Below are 19,592 nucleotides of genomic sequence, written 5' to 3'. Positions count from 1 at the left end.
AAATGGTGCTTAATTACTTTGACATGTTTGTGTGTCTTTTCAACTCATGCACAAAATGAAGCTAATATTTGGTATTTTGGAAATCAGGCTGGAATAGATTTTAACAATGGTAATCCAGAAATATTATTAGATGGTCAACTTAACACTAACGAAGGTTGTGCTACTATATCTGACACTGATGGTAATCTGTTATTTTATACAGATGGTAGACAGGTTTATAATAGAAATCACTTTATAATGCCAAATGGAGATGACCTCAAAGGAGATTCTTCGAGTACACATTCTGCCATTATAGTACCAAACCCATCTAATAGTAATATTTATTATATTTTTACTGTTGATGAAGAAGCTGGGCCAGACGGTTTAAATTACTCTGAAGTTGATATTACATTGAATGGGGGATTAGGCGACGTAACTACAAATAAAAATATTTTATTAACTACACCGACTACTGAGAAACTAACCGCAATAAGAAATGCCACTGATGATGGGTTTTGGGTTGTTAGCCACGCTTACGAGAGTAATGATTTTTTGGCATATCAAGTCACAAATGCTGGGGTTTCAATAACTCCTATAATAAGCTCCGTTGGAACTTTTATTGGAGGAAATGATTTTAGCGTTGCTATAGGAGCGATTAAAATATCTCCAGATGGAACTAAACTTGCTGTGGCGAGAGGAGAAGGTTTATCAGAAGTTCAATTATTTGATTTTAATGATGCGACTGGAATTGTTAGTAATTCAGTTACAATTATGGATTTGGCTGATGATGAAATGGTATATGGAGTAGAATTTTCCCCAAATAGTGATTTACTCTATGTAAGTGTTACAGGGAACGGAGTGTTTCAATATAACCTTGGAGCAGGAGATGCATCTGAAATAATAGCCTCCCAATTTGAAATAACATCACTTCCTAGACCCTATGCGGGTATGCAAATTGCTCCTGACGGTAGGATATACATAGCGAAATTTAATCAGCCTAGGATAGATTATATAGAAAACCCAAATATTATTGGAGTTGGATGTGACTTTCAGTTTGAAGCATTTGAATTAGATGGTGGCATTAGTAGATCTGGTTTGCCTCCGTTTATACAAACTTTTTTTAATATTGGCTTTACTTATGAAAATGTTTGTCAGGGAAATGCAACACAATTTAACGCTAATATTTCCGCTGCTTATGATAATATTGTATGGGATTTTGGAGATGGTGAGACTTCTATGGAAGAGAACCCTGCTCATATATATACAAACCCCAACACTTATTCTGTGTCATTAACCGTAACTATAGGTGGACAAACTATTTCAGAGATAAGACATATTACTATTTATGATCAACCTATAGCAAACACTCCTGAGAATATAAATATTTGTGATATTGATAATGACGGATTTTCTGATTTTAATTTGACTCAAATAACTAGTGAGGTGCTAGATGGACAAGATGAAGGTTTATTTGAACTGGAATTTTATACTAGTTTAGCAAACTTAAATTCCAATACTCCTATCTTAAATCCAACAATATATCAAAATGTTACACCATTTTTAGAGCAAGAAATATTTGTAAAAATTTTTAATTCACAAAATCAAGAATGCTTTGATATTACTAGCTTTACAATTCAAACATTCTATAAACCAGACCCTTCTCCTAATATTCCTGTATTAGGTTTTTGTGATAATACGAGTATAGGTAATGATTCAGATGGTCAAATTATTTTTGACCTTACAGCTCAGGAAAATTTCTTATTTAATGGTATTCCAGAATTAGAAATTGATATATCATATTTTCAAGATTTGGCTTTGACCATTCCGATTTTAGACCCTACATCCTATGTTAATACCAATGAACAAGAAAGTATTTACGTACAATTAGTTAATGTAAACAATTCTACTTGCACTATTGTCACTTCTTTTCCTCTTGAAGTATATCAATTACCAACAGTACAAACTTCTGTAGTTTTAAGTCAATGTGATGATGATACAGATGGATTTAGTGTTTTCAATTTACAAGAGGTCACCAATGAAATTAGTATAAATGCTGACCTTGAAACAATAACATTCCATGAGAGTGAACAGGAAGCCATTAATGATATTAATCAAATAAGTCCTGTAATAGCATATCAAAACCAAGTAGTGAGCACCGATCAAATATGGGCTAGAATTGAAAATGACAACAATTGTTATCGAACTTCTGAAATTCAATTACTTGTTTCAACAACACAAATCCCCTTAGATTTTACAAGAGAATTTTATGAGTGCGATGATGCTGTAAATGGAGATACTCAGGATGGTATTTCAACTTTCGACTTTAGTATTGTTACTCAAGAAATTGAAGCTTTGTTTCCAATGGGGCAGCAATTAGTAATAACGTATTATCAGAATGTTAATGATGCACTTTCAGAAATAAATGCGATCGTTGACATTGCGAATTATAGAAATGAAATGTCTCCTGAAATTCAAAATATATACATACGGGTAGATAGCTTACTCGACAATGATTGTTTAGGTTTAGGAGAACATATAACGCTGCATGTGGAGACTATGCCTATAGCAAATACTATAACCATTGGGACACTGTGCGACGATGATGGAGATGGATTTGCATCTTTTGATACATCCACTATTGAAAATGAATTATTGCAAGGACAAACAGATGTAAATATTACCTATACAGATCAGTTAGGAAATATCTTATCAAACCCATTACCAAATCCATTTTTAACAGCAACTCAAAATATCACCGCGACTGTAACTAACCAAAATTCACAAGATCCAGATGGGGGGTGTATGGATGAAACAATTATATCTTTTCAAGTAGAAGCTGCTGCTGCAGCAAATGCAATTCCTGTGCAACAGGTTTGTGATGATAATGATGATGGAGCATTCGATTTTGATACTAGTGATATTGAACTTACTGTCCTAAATGGACAGACGGGAATGATTGTTACCTATTTCACATTGGATGGAACTATTTTATCAAGTCCACTACCAAATCCATTTACTACAACTACGCAAGATATAGTAGTACGTGTGGAGAATCAATTAAGCGAAACATGTTTTGATGAAACTACTCTTTCTTTCATTGTAAATGATCAACCAGAAGCGTTTTCTATAATGGATCATTATGTGTGCGACGATGTTAGTAATAATCAAGAAGCTGCTTTTATACTTCCTTTATACGATACTGAAATTTTAGGAGAACAGTCTGATAATATTTTTGATGTTCTTTATTATGCGTCTTCTGATGATGCTCAAAATGGAGTTAATCAATTACCAAATAGTTATATAAATACTAGCAATCCTCAAGAAATACACGCAAGAATTGAAAATAATCAAAATCCAGATTGTTTTGATGTGACTAGTTTTGAGATTGGAATATATCGCCTACCTATTGCTCATGATATAGAAGATGTTGATATTTGTGATATTGAAAATGATGGAGAAGAGGAGATCATTCTTTCGGATTATAGTAGTTTAATCATAAACGGTCAGGAAAATACCAATATACACTACTATTTCTCACAATTAGATGCGGATAATAATGTAAATATTTTAGAAAATAATTTCACTTTGAATACTGTTAGTATTCAAATATATGCAAGAGTAGAAAGTACAATTTCACCAGATTGTTTCACCACAACTTCATTTGATATAAACATGAGAGAGCAACCAGAAATTGATCTTGAATCTACATACTATATCTGTGATAATGACTCAATAACCCTCTCAATATCTAACTCTTATGATTCTTATAATTGGTCAACGGGAGAAACTTCTCAAAGTATTAATATAGATTCTTCTGGAAACTATTCTGTAACTGTATCAAATTTATATGGAGATTTTATTTGTGAAGAGGTTCATAACTTTCAAGTTATACAATCAGGTATTGCAACAATTACCGAAGTCATCGTAGCTGATTTTACACAGAATGATAATAGTATTGAAATCTTAGTAGAAGGATTAGGAGATTATGAATATTCAGTTGATGGCTTTACATGGCAAGACAGCAATTTGTTTACTAATCTTTCTATACAACCAGAATATATAGTTCAAGCAAGAGATAAGAACGGTTGTGGAACTACCTTTGAAATAGCTTATTTATTATATGCTCCTAAATTTTTCACTCCTAATGATGATGGTTATCATGATACTTGGAATATTGTAAATTTTAATAGAGAATCTGGTGGCACTACTTATATTTTTGATCGTTATGGTAAATTACTAACTACTTTACGTGCGGGAAGTATAGGTTGGGACGGAGCTTACAATGGAGGGATAATGCCATCCAATGCTTATTGGTATCGATATGAAAGAGGTAATGGTCAAGTATTCTTAGGGCATTTTTCACTTATTAAAAGAGGAAAATAATCTTCATTTCATTAGAACACCACTTATTTTACAGAACAGTGCTATCTCTACGATCATTTTACAATTATGTATCACCAAGTACTCGTAAAACCAACTATCGCAAGCTAGAAATCAAATCGCCACAGGTGCTTTCCTTAGCCCAGTATATACAAGCGGATATGGAAACCCTCTAGAATGCTATAAAGTACCACACAGAGGCTTTTATACCGCAAAACTCGGATCGTTTTACGGTTGCTTGCCAGCTCTTTAAAAAACTACGTAGAATTAACCTCAATATTAACAACGCACATCAGATATGAGCATTGGTGATTACGCATTGGTTAAAGCTTCACAACATACGAGAAGTACAATATATGTCAGGGCATCGGTATATTTCTTCCACCGGGCACTAATCGCTAGAAACGCTACAAATGTGTTCCAATGTTTGAACACGACTGAAATAGAATATGTTAGAGTTAAGGCAGTTTTTTAGACTGTCTTAACTCTTTTTTAAAGTTCATTGATTGTTATTAAAGTATCTCAAGTAATACAATAACTATCCGTAATGTCTTTGATTAAATTTCAACATCAGGTATTCCTTAAGATAGAAAAATTAATTGCACACCCAAACTAATTCTTGTACGGCAGGATCCCATTCCCAACAATTTGTCCGCATAGGAATTATGCTTTCTGAAGATTTTTCTTCAAAAATAATTTTAGTTGGTTTTAGATTTGTAGCCCCAATTGAGGATAAAAATTCTTGAATGGCTATGTTAAGGTTATCTGTTTGTTGACTCATTTTAAAAGGATTATTCTGTTGTTATAAATATTTGAATTGTTTCTGTAATATCTGTATCATTACTATTTTCATCTAAAACTATAACCTCAAGATTAATATATTGATTAGCAGTTACGGGTCCAGGACTATAGATTGTAGAAATCAGACCATTACTAGAAACTAATGATGATTCTCGATATGAACCCCCAACTAAAGTGCCATTTTCAAAAGTATCTTCAAAACGTACTGAAAATCCGTTAGAAACTTTATTACCAAGTTCATTTTTCAAATTACCAGTAAGAGTAATTTCACTATCAAAATTATTATCTACGTTAAAAGCAGATGCCTGTAGGCTAATACTTGCAGGTTCGGAGGGAATAGCTGTTATTATGAAAGGAGTAATAAATTCATTGATATTAAACTCAACCTTAACATCACTTACTACTGTGGTACTCTGTAACACTACAGTAGCCCCTATCTTTCCGTTAATATCCTTGATCGGATTTATATCTAATTCATCCTCATTATTTTCTTGAAAAGCACCATTTATAACGGTTGCCTTAGCATTAATGAGTTCAACTTCGGCATCTTCATTAAATTCCAAAACAAAAGTTACGGTATCTGCGTTATCAGCAGTAATAAAGTCACGACTATCTCTAATAGATAATAAATCTCCAAAATCAATTTCTGAGGTACAGCTGATGAGTCCACCAAATAAGATATATATAAGAATTTTTTTCATGTTAGAATCCTATTAATTTCGTTAATTTTGATGCTTCACTTAATAAGCCTAAATCAAATGATATGCTGATATACGGAGCCAGAGCAACCTTTGTATCATTTACAATTGGATTTTGATTTTTTTCACGAACAAAAAGTACACCGGCACCAGTTCTAATTTGTCTAGTCCATCTAAAATTCATCCCAACGGTAGGGCTTATATTATTAAAAAGGTCTTCATAGTCTTGGGTATCAATATTTCCTAATGTAATTCCGAGAGCTAAAGACCATCGATGCCTAAATTTTCTGTTATGTATTTGTCGTAAATATTGGCTTCTATTTATTCCTGAAAAATGCCAGTTCAATCCTAAATATGGTCTTGCAATATATTTTAAGTTACCATCACTATTATGACCTACGGCATTAATCAATCCCACATCAGGAACTAAAGAACTAGCATTTGATGTTTTCAAATCATTTCCGAGTGTTGTTGCATCAATCAAAATAATTTCTGGTAAGTTTTGATTGATAAGTTTTTTTAATTGTCTGTTAAAGAACTTTAGTTCTTTAATATTAGCTTTCAAAATTTCAATAGAACTAACTATAAAATCTTTGTAAAATAATTTAACACTATTATCATTTTGTAAAAGTTGCAACGCTTCTATTTCTTTCTTTAAACTCTTTAAACTCTTTAAGTTTTGTTCTAATTTTTTAATTCTTTTATGATAATCATATTTATTGATTTTACTATCAGTATTAGGAGATATATCGTATCCATAGGATAATGTTTCAATTTTCGATAATTCATTGTTCAGAAACATTGGAATGATCTCATTGAAAATTTTCGCCCCAACACCTTTAGACTTTAATGCAGTAGCAATGGTACTTATTAATGTACCTGTAATTGTTCTTTTTAGGATTATTTGATTCAAATTAGGCTTATTTGCTGTGTTTGAATAAAAGTTTTGAACTGGTCTAATTCTACCTATAAACTTATCAAAATCTCTAGGATATACCCCAATGGGAATGGTAAGTTTATCTAGATTATCCTCTAAAGGTAATATACTGTCTTGAAAAAACTGTTTCTGAACTGATGTGTTATATGGTTCATTGACTATCAATTCAAAAAACTTAGTTAACATTAAGACATTACTTTCTGAATTTTTTTTAAATATTCCTATTACATAAGCCCTTTCTGGGTCTAAAGGAGCTACTATGCTATAACTAGACTTATCATCATCATTATTTTTTTCAATTACTAAATTTTGAAACCTTTCTGCTACATCAGGTATTCCATCACCATTCCTCGGTTTACGTTTTGTTCTAACCCTCAAATGGTCTTCTTTATATACTACTTCAAATAAATAGACCTTATCTATATTTTTAGCTTCAATTCCTTTGTAAATGATCTTAAAATAATCATCAAAAGGCATTTTGCCAGTAAGTTGATTCTTATTGTAGTCATAAGTTATTTCTACAAGTTGATTTTGGTCTATGCTCTGAGCAATTCCATTACCTAAACTTATTAGAATTAATGATACACATAGTATTTTTTTCACCATAGGTTAGTTGATATTTTATTATAAATATATGTAAATTAATTAGTTATTAAAATTAAATACTAATCCAACAGAATAAATACCCAATATTGGGTATTTATTCTGTGATTTAAAATTCAATGCTAATAAGGTGAGACTTGAAAAATGAACTAAATTCTCGCTAAGAGAAAATCTATCTCAGTAAGACTACTTTTTAGATTGGCTTAGTCATTATCATATAGAGTATAATCTAATTTTCATTTAAACGATAATGAAACACTATTACCAGTGGATTCGTCAGATATTATTACTTCTCCTAAAGCCAATTTGGTTATTGAACAATTAGGCATATTGGTGGTGAGTCCATATTTATCCAAAGAAAAACATACTTTATCAAAAGTACACAACTCCTTTTGTGTATTATCGTTGAGTCCAATATCCTCCTTAAATAAATCATATACATTGACCGTTTTATCGTGATTCAATGAGATATATTTATTTTCTATTGACCTACCTACGGTAATATCCCCTTGGGTACTTAATGTAATATCAATGAGTTCACATTCAAAAGTTATAGACATAACAGGGACATCTCTTTGATCAACACACAATTCAACCTTAGAAGGTTTGCAGATATCATCATCTTCTAATACTTTTTTTAAATTGTTTATAAACTCATTAGGAGAACTTTCAATTGTCATAGAGCCGTCGGATACAAGCGATGATTTATTATCAAAAAGATCTCTTTTTACTTGGTTAAACCAAATATCTTCTTGAGCATCTTGTAGCTTCGAGAGAATATCATTGTCTTTAAAATCAGCAGGTAGGATACTTTTGTCATAATCAGTATTCTTAGGAGCAATTACATTATCATACAAACTTCCACGCATATTAATTTCTACAGCAATATTAATTGGAAGGTTTTCACCCCTCTGAAAGGAATATCCTAGCCATCCGTTATGTTTTAAATAAACAAGTCCTTTAGACTCTGCTTCTCCAAGTGACATAGACTTCATATTTTCAATATTAATTTCGACCTGCTCTAACATATCTACTGAATAGGAATCATCATATTCAGGCATTCTATGCTGAATTTCTAAGCATAGTGCTTTACCATATTCGGAAGCTTTACTATTTGATTCAATAGTAAAATTCTGTGGAACAAGAGCAACTACCTGTCCTCGTTTTTGAGAAAAGGATAATGTAGAAAAAGCTAAAAAAGTAATAATGCAAAACGTTTTCATAAAACTCTTATTTTGAGCAATATAAACTATTTTATTAATACATTAATACCCAATAGCAGGTAAATATTTTAATATCGCAAATTTAGAGGTGTAGTAATCAGATGTCTTATATCTTAAAATTATAATGTATTATTCAATATGATATATTTGAATTATGAGTGAAAGTTATTATAATTCAAAAGGTAGTTTTGAAACTAAAGGAGAATTTGAAGAGGAACATGAATTCATACTTGAATAACGATATTTTTTCATCATAATGTAAAATGATATACTTTCTTTATGGATATAAATTACTACAATTCAAAAGAGGGAGTTGTTACCAAAGAAATTTTTGATAAAGAAAAACAACACATCATTGCTATTGAAGATTTAGACTATCATGCCAATGAACTTGAAAAGTTGTGGAGTAAATAAACCTTATAATAAAAAACACCAACCTAAAAAGAAAGGTGTTTAAAAATCAATAGCGTCCTAAATGTTTAAAAAAGAGAAAGGGAAATTTGTTCCTCAAAGTTACCTTTGTGGTGCAACACAAAAAACACCTTTCTCCAATGATAAATATAACATTGTTCTCTCAAATAATCTCAAAGTTAAACTCATCAAAATTCAAAAGCTTAGTTAAGCTACGCCAGAGCGATAAGCATCAAAAAGGATTTGATAGCTGGTCTCACTTGGTTTCGATGCTCTTTTGCCAATTTGCCAACAGTCAATCTTTAAGGGACATAAGTAATGGGTTACGCTCAGCAACTGGCAACCTGAATCATCTAGGGATGCTCAGGGCACCTTCAAAATCTACATTAAGCTACCAGAATAAAAACAAGAGTTGGGAACTTTTCAGGGATTACTATTATGTTTTACTTAAAGGTTTAGGACAGCAAGCACATTTTAAACGTACAAATTTCAAGATAAAATCAAAAATATTCTTATTGGATGCCACTACCATAAGCCTTTGTTTGAGCCTATTTGATTGGGCAAAATATAAGACCAAAAAAGGAGCGGTAAAAATCCATACCCTGCTTGATTATGATGGACATTTACCTGCCTATGTAAATATAACTGATGGCAAGACCGCAGACAATAAAGGAGCTTACGATATACCATTGCTCAAAGCAAGTGTTATTGTTGCTGATAGATTTTATAATGATTTTTCACTTTTAAATGTTTGGGACAGCAACCAAGTTTATTTTGTTGTTAGGCACAAGAACAATATAAAATTTAAGACCGTAAAAGAACTAGAGCTTCCAGAGCAAAGCCACCAACACGTCCTAAAAGATGAAATTATTGAACTTACAGGTACTAAAACAAAAGAGAAATACCCAAGAAGACTACGCAGGGTAGCACTGTGGGATGAAAAAATCAGCAGACCATAGAAGTTATCACAAATCAGATGTCTTGGACAGCAAACACCATAACGGAGCTCTATAAGGCTAGATGGGAGGTTGAAATATTTTTTAGAGACATAAAACAACAGCTACACATCAAATCTTTTATAGGCACTAGTCATAATGCTGTGATGATACAGATATGGACTGCACTGATAACAATACTGATACTAAAGGCGCTGAAAACACAAGCAAAACACGGTTGGTACTTATCTAATCTAGTTGCTTTTATAAGACTAAACTTGTTTGTGAAAGTTGATTTACACAAATGGCTCGATGATCCGTTTGCAAAAGAACAACCTCCACCAAGCAAATATATACAAGGGGTTCTTTTTTGAAAAAGTAGTAAAACAGTCAATCAGACCAGTAAAACGGTTCGATTTAATGTGCCTAATATTTATTTAGGACAGGATTGTTAAAAAAACTTTCTATTTTGCTGATTTCTATTAATTTATTTTAACTTTCGACTCTACTGGCGCTTACAATAAGCTTAAATAGGTATTGATTTCAAAATATGAATAAAAAATCTTCTGAAAAAGACAAAACCCCAAAGTGGCTAATATTTGAAAAAGAAGTAGCAAAACTATTTGAATTATTTGGTTATGATGAAGTTATTCATAATACTAAAATAGAAGCTGGGCAGTGCGATGTAGTGGCTAAATCTAAGAAACGAAATAAATCTAACATATTAGCAGAATGTAAATATCACGAAAAACCAAAAAACAAAGTAACAATTATCGAAGTTCAAAATTTTGTAAATAAAGTCGGTAATTATAGAATGACAGGGGAAATTGATCAAGGCTATTTAGTAACCAATACAGGTTTTACGGCAGATGCTCGTGCCGCAATAAATGAACAAGCAAAAAATTATGTATTCTTGTTGACATATGATGAATTAATACAAAATTTATTAGATGTTAATATATATTTAAAGGGTTTTATTGAAGATTATGACAAACATGGTGAAGGTGACCGATTCATCGATTTAAAATTAATTAACACTACTTCACTCGATCAAACACTGTTAGATAGTTTACCTGGAGATATTATAACTACTAAGAAAGCAGAATTATCTTACTTAGTAGTGCCTAAATCTTATTTAAATGAAAAAGACAACTTGCCGTTTTTACATTTTAATGTTGATAACCCCAATACTCCTATTTTAGACCCTGTGGTTTTTGTTAAAACAATGAAAGGTTATTTTTTTTCTGAAAAGGAAGCTAATAAAAAGCATACAGATAAACTTATTAATTGCTTATTAGATGTAGTTAGAATAGTCTCAAAGGATTCTAACGATGAAATCTTACATTCATTATTTGAACTAATCCCAAAAGAGAAATTAAATATGATAAGCTGGTCTCCTGAACCTATTATTAAATCTTTGTTAGATATATGGCAGAATTATGGAGGTGATTCAAGACTTTCATTATATAGAAAGTCTAGCGCTAGAAAACACTTAAAACGTGAAATATTAGCTAAATATAAACTTAAAAGTAATTCGATCAAATTAGATAAGATCAAAATACCTTCTCTTGTTTCAACATTTTGGGGATATATTTTTGAGGGTTTAGGAATTGAAATAGGTAAAATGGAATCTTTGATTCAAAAAAAAGAAACAACTTGGACTAAAGAAGATGAGTTGAAAAATGTTCTTACTCACTTGGAAAGGAATCCTGATGAGATTAAGGAACTTAGATTTCTAACTGAAGAAATTGCATTAACAGGATTAAAACGACATATTAATTATTCTAGTTCACAAGTACTAGTACTTGTAGGGGATTATGGTGCAGGAAAAACAACAATGATTAGAAGATTGATGAGGATACTTGCAGAAGAAAAACTTAATAATAATGACGATCCTACTTTTCGAATTCCTCTATATATAACTCTTAAGGACTATAATAAGGCACCAGATATTCAAAGTCTTATTCGTTTATTTTTGCAGAATAACGTGGAAGTAAATAGTCTTTCATCTCGTACATTTAAAAAATTAAATGAAGAGGGAAGGTTTGTATTACTTTTAGATGCTTTTGATGAAATGTTGACAAGGGTTACAAAAGCAGATCGAAGACGTTGTTTTAATGAAATTTCAGAATTGGTAAATCAAAATTCTAAAGTTATACTAACTGGAAGACCATCTTATTTCAATGACTATAAAGAATTAAAAGACAATCTTAAGATTATGCGTCGGATAGATCCTCGAATTAAAAAAGGATTTATTACAAATTATGAGATAAATTGTTTACAGCTTTTAGATGAAGAACAGGTAGAGCTTTTACTTAAGAAAACCTCACCTAAAGACTTTGAAAACATCTTTAACCTTATTGTAAGCAAACCTAATCTCATGGATTTGGCAAGAAGACCTGTTATTACAGCTATGATGGCAGATAGCGGGGAAGAATTGAAAAAGCTTAAAAAACAAGAAGTTACTGTACGTGACATTTATGAAATTTATACCAACAAGTGGGTGCGAAGAGAAGAAGATAAAGGCGCATTTCGTATATTGATTCATGCTCACCATAAATCTACTTTCGTTCGTTATCTAGCAATGCAAATGTATATATCTGGAGTAATGTCTATTCATTATACTCAATTGGATGAGTCTGTATCTGATTATTTTAAATTGAAAACTTTTGAAGAAATGGATCATTTTAGTCACGATATACGTACTTGTTCTTTCCTTTCAAGAACTGATGATGGACATTATTTTTTTATTCATAAATCTTTTATGGAGTATTTTGTTGCTTGTGAATTTGAGCAAATGGAGAAATCTCCATTTTGTGGTAAATTTGATAATAGTCTTAGCAATGAAATTATCGATCTTTTAGATTTTAACAAATTACCTACTAAGCTTGCTAAATTGTATAAAGCAAAAGAAGACTTTGAAAGTTGTCTTAATCTAACTCGTATCCAGAAAACTAAAATTGTAAAAAAGCAAATTTATGAGTTTGCAGCTGTATTTAGAAATATTGAAAAAGCTTTAGAAGTTGTTTTAAGTAATTATAATTCAATTTTTCAAATGAAGCCGAATGCTTATTTAGTTGTTTTTGAAGTATTTGTATATAGTATTAACGAATCATATAATACTTCTACTATTCAAGATTTCCCTTCAAGAAGGAAAATGATCAAAGAAATATTTACTTCTTTGGATAGATTAGATTTTGATTTTGATTGGGTTAGTGAAGGTGAATTTTAATATTTTAATAATGCATGATACTTCTATATTTTCTTTTCCAAGATAATTTTGGAAATCTATAAGAAATAATTTGTAATTTGCATTCTATCAATTAATTACTGTATCTTAGTATTTCCTTAAATTATTTGTTTCCCTCTAAGACAAGTTTCTGTTTTGATTGAAGATTATTTGTATATGGGAAACCGTAAAATTATTAGAAAATTTCTCTCTAATTTTATTGATTTCTCTTTAATAATTATTTGATAATACGATTTTCTATAAAATTATTTTTATGCTCACTTATTTAATATCATAATAATTATATGATAGTAAAATTTTTAAAAGCCCATCAAGGAGATTCGATTTTATTATCTTTTAATGATAATGAAAATAAGCCTAGAAATATTTTAATTGATGGAGGCATGGATGGCACTTACTACTCTTCATCAAACGGTTCTTATGGTCAATTAAAAATCGAAATAGAAAAAATAAGAAATAGAAAAGAGAAAATTGATTTATTAGTGCTGTCTCATATTGATAATGATCATATAAATGGATTATTAAGATGGTTTGAAGATGATCAATCTGTAAATGAGATGATAGGTAATATTTGGTTTAATTCTGGTAAATTAATAGCAGAATATCTAAAAGAACCTGAAAATAGAGATTTAAGAATTCAATTAAAAGAAAATAAAAGCTTGGTAACTGGAGTTACGGAAGCACTTGAGTTTGAAAAATATCTAGAAAAAAAAGATATTTGGGAAAGAAGAATTATTAAAAAGGCTGATTATATTGAAAAGTTTGGTCTGAAAATCAATATTTTAACTCCAACTATCAAACAATTAAAAAAACTTTTAAAAGAATATAAGAAAAGGAATCAGGATAATATTTATACTTCAGGCAGAAAAAAAGACTGGAAAACTAATCTTAAAGATTTTATTAATGAAGAATCTAAAGAGGGGTTTACATTTTCGCAAGATTCTAGCGTTAAAAATGGCAGCTCTATAGCTATGTTGATTGAGTATAAGAAAAAAAACTTGTTATTTTTAGCTGATTCTCATCCAAAAGAAATAGTGAAATCTATTAAAAAGCTTGGTTATACTTACAAAAAACCCTTAAAAGTTGAACTTTTTCAAGTATCTCATCATGGTAGTAAAGCTAATAATAACAAAGATTTATTTAAGATTATAAAGTCCAACCATTATGTGATTAGTACTGATAGTACTGTACATAATCATCCACACAAGAGGACATTATCTCGAATTATCAATATTAATCCCGAAGCTACCTTTTATTTTAATTATGAAAGTGTAAGAGATAATATTTTTTCAGAAAGAGACTTCTCTGATTTCAAAAGTTTTAAAGCAAAAATCATTAACGAATACTCTATTTATTAATGGATTCTGAAACAATGAAATCATATAATGTTATTGTTGAAGATGGAAGTGGATGTCTATTTCAATCGATGATAAGTAAAGAATATACATATATATTGACTGCTAAACACCTTTTTGAAGGTAATAGAATAAATCAAAATGGAAGACCAGGAAGTTATTCAAAAAATGAAGGAGATAAAATTAATATATCTCAAATAATTTTTAATGGGAATAATTGGACAAAAAAACCAATTGATTTTATATTTCAAAGAAATATAAATTATTTTCCGCACAATGAAGCGGATATAGCTATTCTAAAAATTGGGTATATAGAAGGTTTTGATGCAATATTTTCAGATTATGAGATAGATGGAAAAATTGATTATGAATTATGTGGCTTTCCAAATATAAGAAGAGGTAATAATCAATCAGTAATAGACGAATATACTTCTCATGCAATAGAGAGGTTTATAGCACCCAGCGATTATTCTCATATTGCTCAAGTTTTTCAAGGCTTTAATAAAAATAATATAGAAGGAATGTCAGGAGGACCATTCTTAAAAATATCAGGCTCTAGAATTTCAATACTGGGTATTCAAAGCCGAATGATAAGTACCCAATTGCCAGCAGGTCAAATAGGATTTGTGCCCATGAAATATTTTGATGAGATAGTAAACTATGAAGACAACAAAAATGAATTGACTCCTTTTTTACCTTATTATATGCAAAGTTTTGATTTTTTAAGAAAGGAAATTTTGAAATTAGAAGAAGCACTTAGTCAAAATTTTAAGTCAAAAATCAATAATGTAATAACTGAACAGGTGAAGTTAATTGGTGTTTGTCCAAATGAACTCTATACTTCTAAAATTAGAAAATCTCTACTGGCTAACAGTGAAAACGAATCTATACTTTTAACTAAAGAAATATGGATTTCCTGGTTTGAGTACCTTATTGTTTTATGTGTATTGTTAGAAAAGAAAATTGACCTTCAAGAAGTCGAACATTTTTTCAATAAAAAAAGACTAATTCATTCTGGAACTGATGGGTCATGGATAGAGATTTTACCCGAAATTTTAAGATCTGATTTAAAACATTTAGAAAAAAATGGAACTGTAGTGGTTTCTACTAAAAAACCTCCCTCTGGTAGGAAGCGAATACAAAAAGGGTATATAGAAGATATAGCAAATCCTATGATTAATGAATTGACAATTGATAAGGTTAGTGAATTAAATAAGATAGAAGAAATTATTCACATAAAAGCATTTGAAATTGATTGTATCATACAGAATGAGAAAACCCTAGATGGATTTAGCAATTTCCAAATAAAAGAAATGATTGAAGAATTAAAAAAGAAGATATATGAATTTTTTTAGATCTGAGATCCGTAGTGAATTAAAAGAAATATATGATACATCTTTGAGTTTATATGTGAATAGTGATACTTGGAAAATAAAAGTGTTATTTTTTCTATCAGACACAGAAACTTTAAATAGTAAATGGGAAAAAGTTTCTAGTGCAATTTCTGTTGTATATCAATCCAATGATGAAGAGTTTAGTGATTTTGAAAAATGGAATCTGTATATAATTTATGTATGTACTGAAACAGTAACAAAAGAGTTAAGAAGTAAAATTGAAAACAATAAATTTTCAAGCAGGAAAATAATTGAAGATAATTTTACAGAACAGATTACCGATGAAGTAGCTAATGATTTTATAGTTAAGCATATTACACATGATGATTTGATTGAAACAGTTATTAATACCACAGAGAATATAGATGATGAATATGAACCCATTAATGCTAAGTTTTGGAAACTAATTCCAAAAGACGATTCTTTAAATAGAAAAACAGAATTACAAGATGAAATTTTATTGCAATTTGAAATGATTGAAAATGAGAATTAAAAAAGTAGAGATATCAGCTTTTAGAGCATATAATGATTCTATCAATTCTACCTTTGATTTCACCATTCCTAATGATGATATTGCCGATTTTGTGTCAATTTATGCACCAAATGGATACGGTAAAACTTCTTTTTATGATGCCGTAGAATGGTGTATTACAGGACAGATAGAGAGATTTCATAGAAATAATAAAGAATATGAAAAACTAGGAATTGAAAATAGAAAGGCTAATAAAGATAATCCTTTTTTTCTTCAGCATAACAACCGAAAAGATATCTTAGGGTCTGTTAATATCGAAACAAATATAAAGTCCTTTTCAAGAAAGCTTACTTCATCGAAAGTTTATGATTTTAGTAAAAAAGCATCTGAAGTCTACTTCAAAGATGTCATTTTATCTCAAGATCTTATAGATACCTTTATAAAAGAAGATAAGGCTGAGGATAGATATAATAAGTTTATTGAAAATATATCTTCTTTAGAAAAATATAATCATGCATTAAAAAACATAATCAAATTAAAAGATAATGCTTCTGAAAAATTAAAGGCTTTTATTGTACAGAAGAACGAAATTGAAGAAATTCAACTAAAGTTAGATTTTGAAGGCGATCAAAGGATACTTGAAGAAATAAATCAAATTATTTCCAATTTGATTAAAAGCAAAGAAGATTTGATTTTAATTAAGAAAGATAATTTTTCAAAAAATGAGTTTGATGTATTAACTCAAAAGGTCAGTTCTCGAATCTTGAGTTTAGAAATGGAAATCATATCATTAGAGGAATCTATAAAAATGATTAATAAATCATTTAATGGTTCAGAATCTGAAAGCAATATATTAGGTGTTTCAGAATATCAAACCCTTATTAAAAAAAATGAAGAGTTATCTGATAAGATAGAGGAGTTAAATAAGGTGCTAAGTCACTTGAATGAAGTACAAACTTTAAAAAAACTTATCGAAGATCGTACTAAAGAGGTAGATCGTATGGTCAACGTAAATAATAATCATTTAAAACATAAAATAGATTTTCCTAAATTTTTAGAAGTCGATAAAGAAATTCAAATGCTTAATGAAGAAAGTATCGACTTAAATTCTCAGTTAAGTAAGAATAAAAAATCACTGGACAAGGTCTTAGAGAGTGAAAATAACTTGGGAGTAGATATATCTAAATTAAAACAAGAATTAAAATTTCAAAAAGAAATAATAGAGGAATTACCTAATAATAGTATAAAGTTATTAGATGTTACTGAATCAAAAAGAAAAATTATTAATGATATAAAAAAAACTAATGAAGAAATAGAAAAAGTAGCGAAGTCAGATGAACAACTAGATTCTCAAAGAAAAGAATTCATTTATTACAAAGATAAATTAAACAGTGATATTGAGATTTTATTAGATTATGATTTATTTAAACAATATGAAAACCTTTTTAAAGAAGTTCTATTTAGACAAAGGTTTATTAAAACTTTAGAAAAAGATTTATTTAAAGTTGACGAGAAAATAAAAGAACAAGAGAAACTTAATGATGAATTAAACATTTTTATTTCCAAAGGTTTAGAACTAACCACCAAAAACAAAAGTTCAACTTGTATTTTATGTTCTAATGAATACAACTCTTTTCAAGAGCTTTTGGATAGAATATCCGGCAATAAACTACTTGATGAATTACTAATGAACAGTCTTAAGGAAAAATCTTTAATTAAATCCAAGATAAGTCTTAACAAAGGAGAAATTCTTGAGAAGTTAAAATCTGTTGACTTTTTTATTAAAGAAAAGATAGATGATGTTGAAGATAGAAAATCTAAAAAAACTATAGAGCTTGAAAAATTAAACAAAACTTTATCAAAGCACAAACAAAAACTTTCAATACTTTCTGAGGAAGAAAATACATTGTTATTATTTTTTAGAAACAAAAGCGTTGATGAATTTGAAAGTTTTATAAAAAATGAAATTGATGTCATTCAAAGTGAAATAAAAAAGAAAGATATTCAACTTGAAAAAGTAAAATTAGATATTAAAGAATTAATTGCTATAAATGAGAAATTACTAAATAGTATTACTCTGCTAAACAAAAAAATAAATAAGAGTCGAAATAAAAATATTTATACTAAAACGTTGAAATATTTTAATGACATTCTTAAAACAAACAGTACTGAAATATCTTTCATTGAAAATGAAATTCAAAAAAATAAAAAAATAATTTTTGATTTAAAATTAGAAATAGAACAATATGAAAAGGATATCAATACAAAAAATAAAAACTTGATTAATAATGAACTCTCTAAGGAAGAATTATCACAAGAATTAAATCTAGTTAAGAAGTCAAAATTATCATACGAAAAAGAAATTCAAAACTTTGAGCAATTTATTTTAACAGAATTTGAAATAAAATTAAAAGGGGTGTCAAGCTCTACAATTCAAAAGAAATTCGAAGAATTGATAAAAAAAGAGAAAAAAGATTTGGCATTTAAACAAGAGGTTTATAAGAATTATAAGTTAGTTGAGGCACTAAAAGATAATACATATAATTTTTTGGTATCAGAGAACACCAAAAAAGATTTAATTAAAATAAATAGAAAAATTCAAACCTTTTCCAAAATTTCATTAATGTTAATAGATGAAAAAGAAAATTTAGAATCTTTTTTAAAAAAGACTATAGATAGTTTTTTTCATACTAAATTAATAAATAAACTTTATCAAAAAATTGATCCTCATCCTGATTATAATCAGGTTGAGTTTGACTGTAATTTCACAGATAAAAGACCAAGATTACAAATTTATATTATTGATAAAAATGGAAATAAATCTATTCCATCACTCTATTTTAGTACTGCCCAAGTGAATGTTTTAAGCTTAAGTATTTTTCTTGCAAGAGCATTAAAGGTTAGAAAAACAGAAAATGGTAAGACAGTTAGATGTATTTTTATAGATGACCCTATTCAATCAATGGATAGTATTAATATACTTTCATTTATCGATTTATTTAGAAGTATTATTGTGAATTTGAATAGGCAGTTAATTGTTTCATCACACGAAGAAAGCTTTTATTTATTACTACAAAAGAAAATACCAAGAGATTTATTTAAATCAAAATTTATAAGCTTTGATACCTTTGGAAAATTAAATAGAGGTTAGATG

11 protein-coding genes and 1 pseudogene are annotated in these 19,592 nt (G+C 29.3%); 8 read left to right on the top strand and 4 right to left on the bottom strand.

Going from position 1 to position 19,592, the window contains the following annotated elements; translation table 11 throughout:
• Window positions 1-27: 27 nt before the first annotated feature.
• Window positions 28-4,362 carry a T9SS type B sorting domain-containing protein gene (locus ACFO3O_RS09210; protein WP_379978308.1) on the top strand — a complete coding sequence of 1,445 codons (4,335 nt, stop codon included), beginning with the start codon at window positions 28-30 and terminating at the stop codon, window positions 4,360-4,362.
• A gap of 592 nt (window positions 4,363-4,954) precedes the next feature.
• On the opposite strand, the gene ACFO3O_RS09205 is transcribed toward ACFO3O_RS09210, so the two are convergent.
• The 4 genes from ACFO3O_RS09205 to ACFO3O_RS09190 all read right to left on the bottom strand — a co-directional run bounded on the left by ACFO3O_RS09205 (window position 4,955) and on the right by ACFO3O_RS09190 (window position 8,621).
• Window positions 4,955-5,140, bottom strand: a complete 186-nt coding sequence (locus ACFO3O_RS09205; RefSeq protein WP_379978307.1) for a hypothetical protein — start codon at window positions 5,138-5,140, stop codon at window positions 4,955-4,957.
• A 10-nt stretch (window positions 5,141-5,150) separates the two neighbouring features.
• Entirely contained in the window at window positions 5,151-5,861 is a 711-nt protein-coding gene (locus tag ACFO3O_RS09200; protein ID WP_379978306.1) for a hypothetical protein, read from the bottom strand.
• A gap of 1 nt (window position 5,862) precedes the next feature.
• Complete coding sequence (locus ACFO3O_RS09195; RefSeq protein ID WP_379978305.1) at window positions 5,863-7,401, bottom strand: hypothetical protein; 1,539 nt, start codon at window positions 7,399-7,401, stop codon at window positions 5,863-5,865.
• Window positions 7,402-7,634: 233 nt separating this feature from the next.
• Window positions 7,635-8,621 (bottom strand): hypothetical protein, encoded by a 987-nt coding sequence (locus ACFO3O_RS09190; protein WP_379978304.1) that lies wholly within the window; start codon window positions 8,619-8,621, stop codon window positions 7,635-7,637.
• Window positions 8,622-8,900: 279 nt separating this feature from the next.
• Between ACFO3O_RS09190 and ACFO3O_RS09185 the strand changes: the two genes are divergently transcribed.
• The 7 genes and pseudogenes from ACFO3O_RS09185 (at window position 8,901) to ACFO3O_RS09155 (ending at window position 19,589) form a co-directional block, all read left to right on the top strand.
• Entirely contained in the window at window positions 8,901-9,035 is a 135-nt protein-coding gene (locus ACFO3O_RS09185) for a hypothetical protein (RefSeq protein WP_379978303.1), read from the top strand.
• Window positions 9,036-9,172: 137 nt separating this feature from the next.
• A pseudogene (locus ACFO3O_RS09180) lies at window positions 9,173-10,341 on the top strand (IS4 family transposase).
• 176 nt (window positions 10,342-10,517) lie between these two features.
• Window positions 10,518-13,199, top strand: a complete 2,682-nt coding sequence (locus tag ACFO3O_RS09175; protein WP_379978302.1) for an NACHT domain-containing protein — start codon at window positions 10,518-10,520, stop codon at window positions 13,197-13,199.
• A 302-nt stretch (window positions 13,200-13,501) separates the two neighbouring features.
• Entirely contained in the window at window positions 13,502-14,575 is a 1,074-nt protein-coding gene (locus ACFO3O_RS09170; protein WP_379978301.1) for a ComEC/Rec2 family competence protein, read from the top strand.
• Window positions 14,575-15,927, top strand: coding sequence for an ABC-three component system protein (locus ACFO3O_RS09165; RefSeq protein ID WP_379978300.1), 1,353 nt, complete (start codon window positions 14,575-14,577; stop codon window positions 15,925-15,927). Before ACFO3O_RS09170 ends, ACFO3O_RS09165 begins: the two co-directional genes overlap by 1 nt.
• On the top strand, window positions 15,914-16,459 hold the full coding sequence (locus ACFO3O_RS09160) for an ABC-three component system middle component 1 (RefSeq protein WP_379978299.1): 546 nt from the start codon (window positions 15,914-15,916) through the stop codon (window positions 16,457-16,459). Before ACFO3O_RS09165 ends, ACFO3O_RS09160 begins: the two co-directional genes overlap by 14 nt.
• Window positions 16,449-19,589, top strand: coding sequence for an AAA family ATPase (locus ACFO3O_RS09155; RefSeq protein WP_379978298.1), 3,141 nt, complete (start codon window positions 16,449-16,451; stop codon window positions 19,587-19,589). Before ACFO3O_RS09160 ends, ACFO3O_RS09155 begins: the two co-directional genes overlap by 11 nt.
• The last annotated feature ends 3 nt before the right edge of the window (window positions 19,590-19,592 follow it).

It is taken from the genome of Dokdonia ponticola (assembly GCF_042653865.1).
GTDB lineage: Bacteria > Bacteroidota > Bacteroidia > Flavobacteriales > Flavobacteriaceae > Dokdonia > Dokdonia ponticola.
Note: the sequence above shows the minus strand (reverse complement) of the source record. Positions and strands in the feature narration are given on the sequence as shown.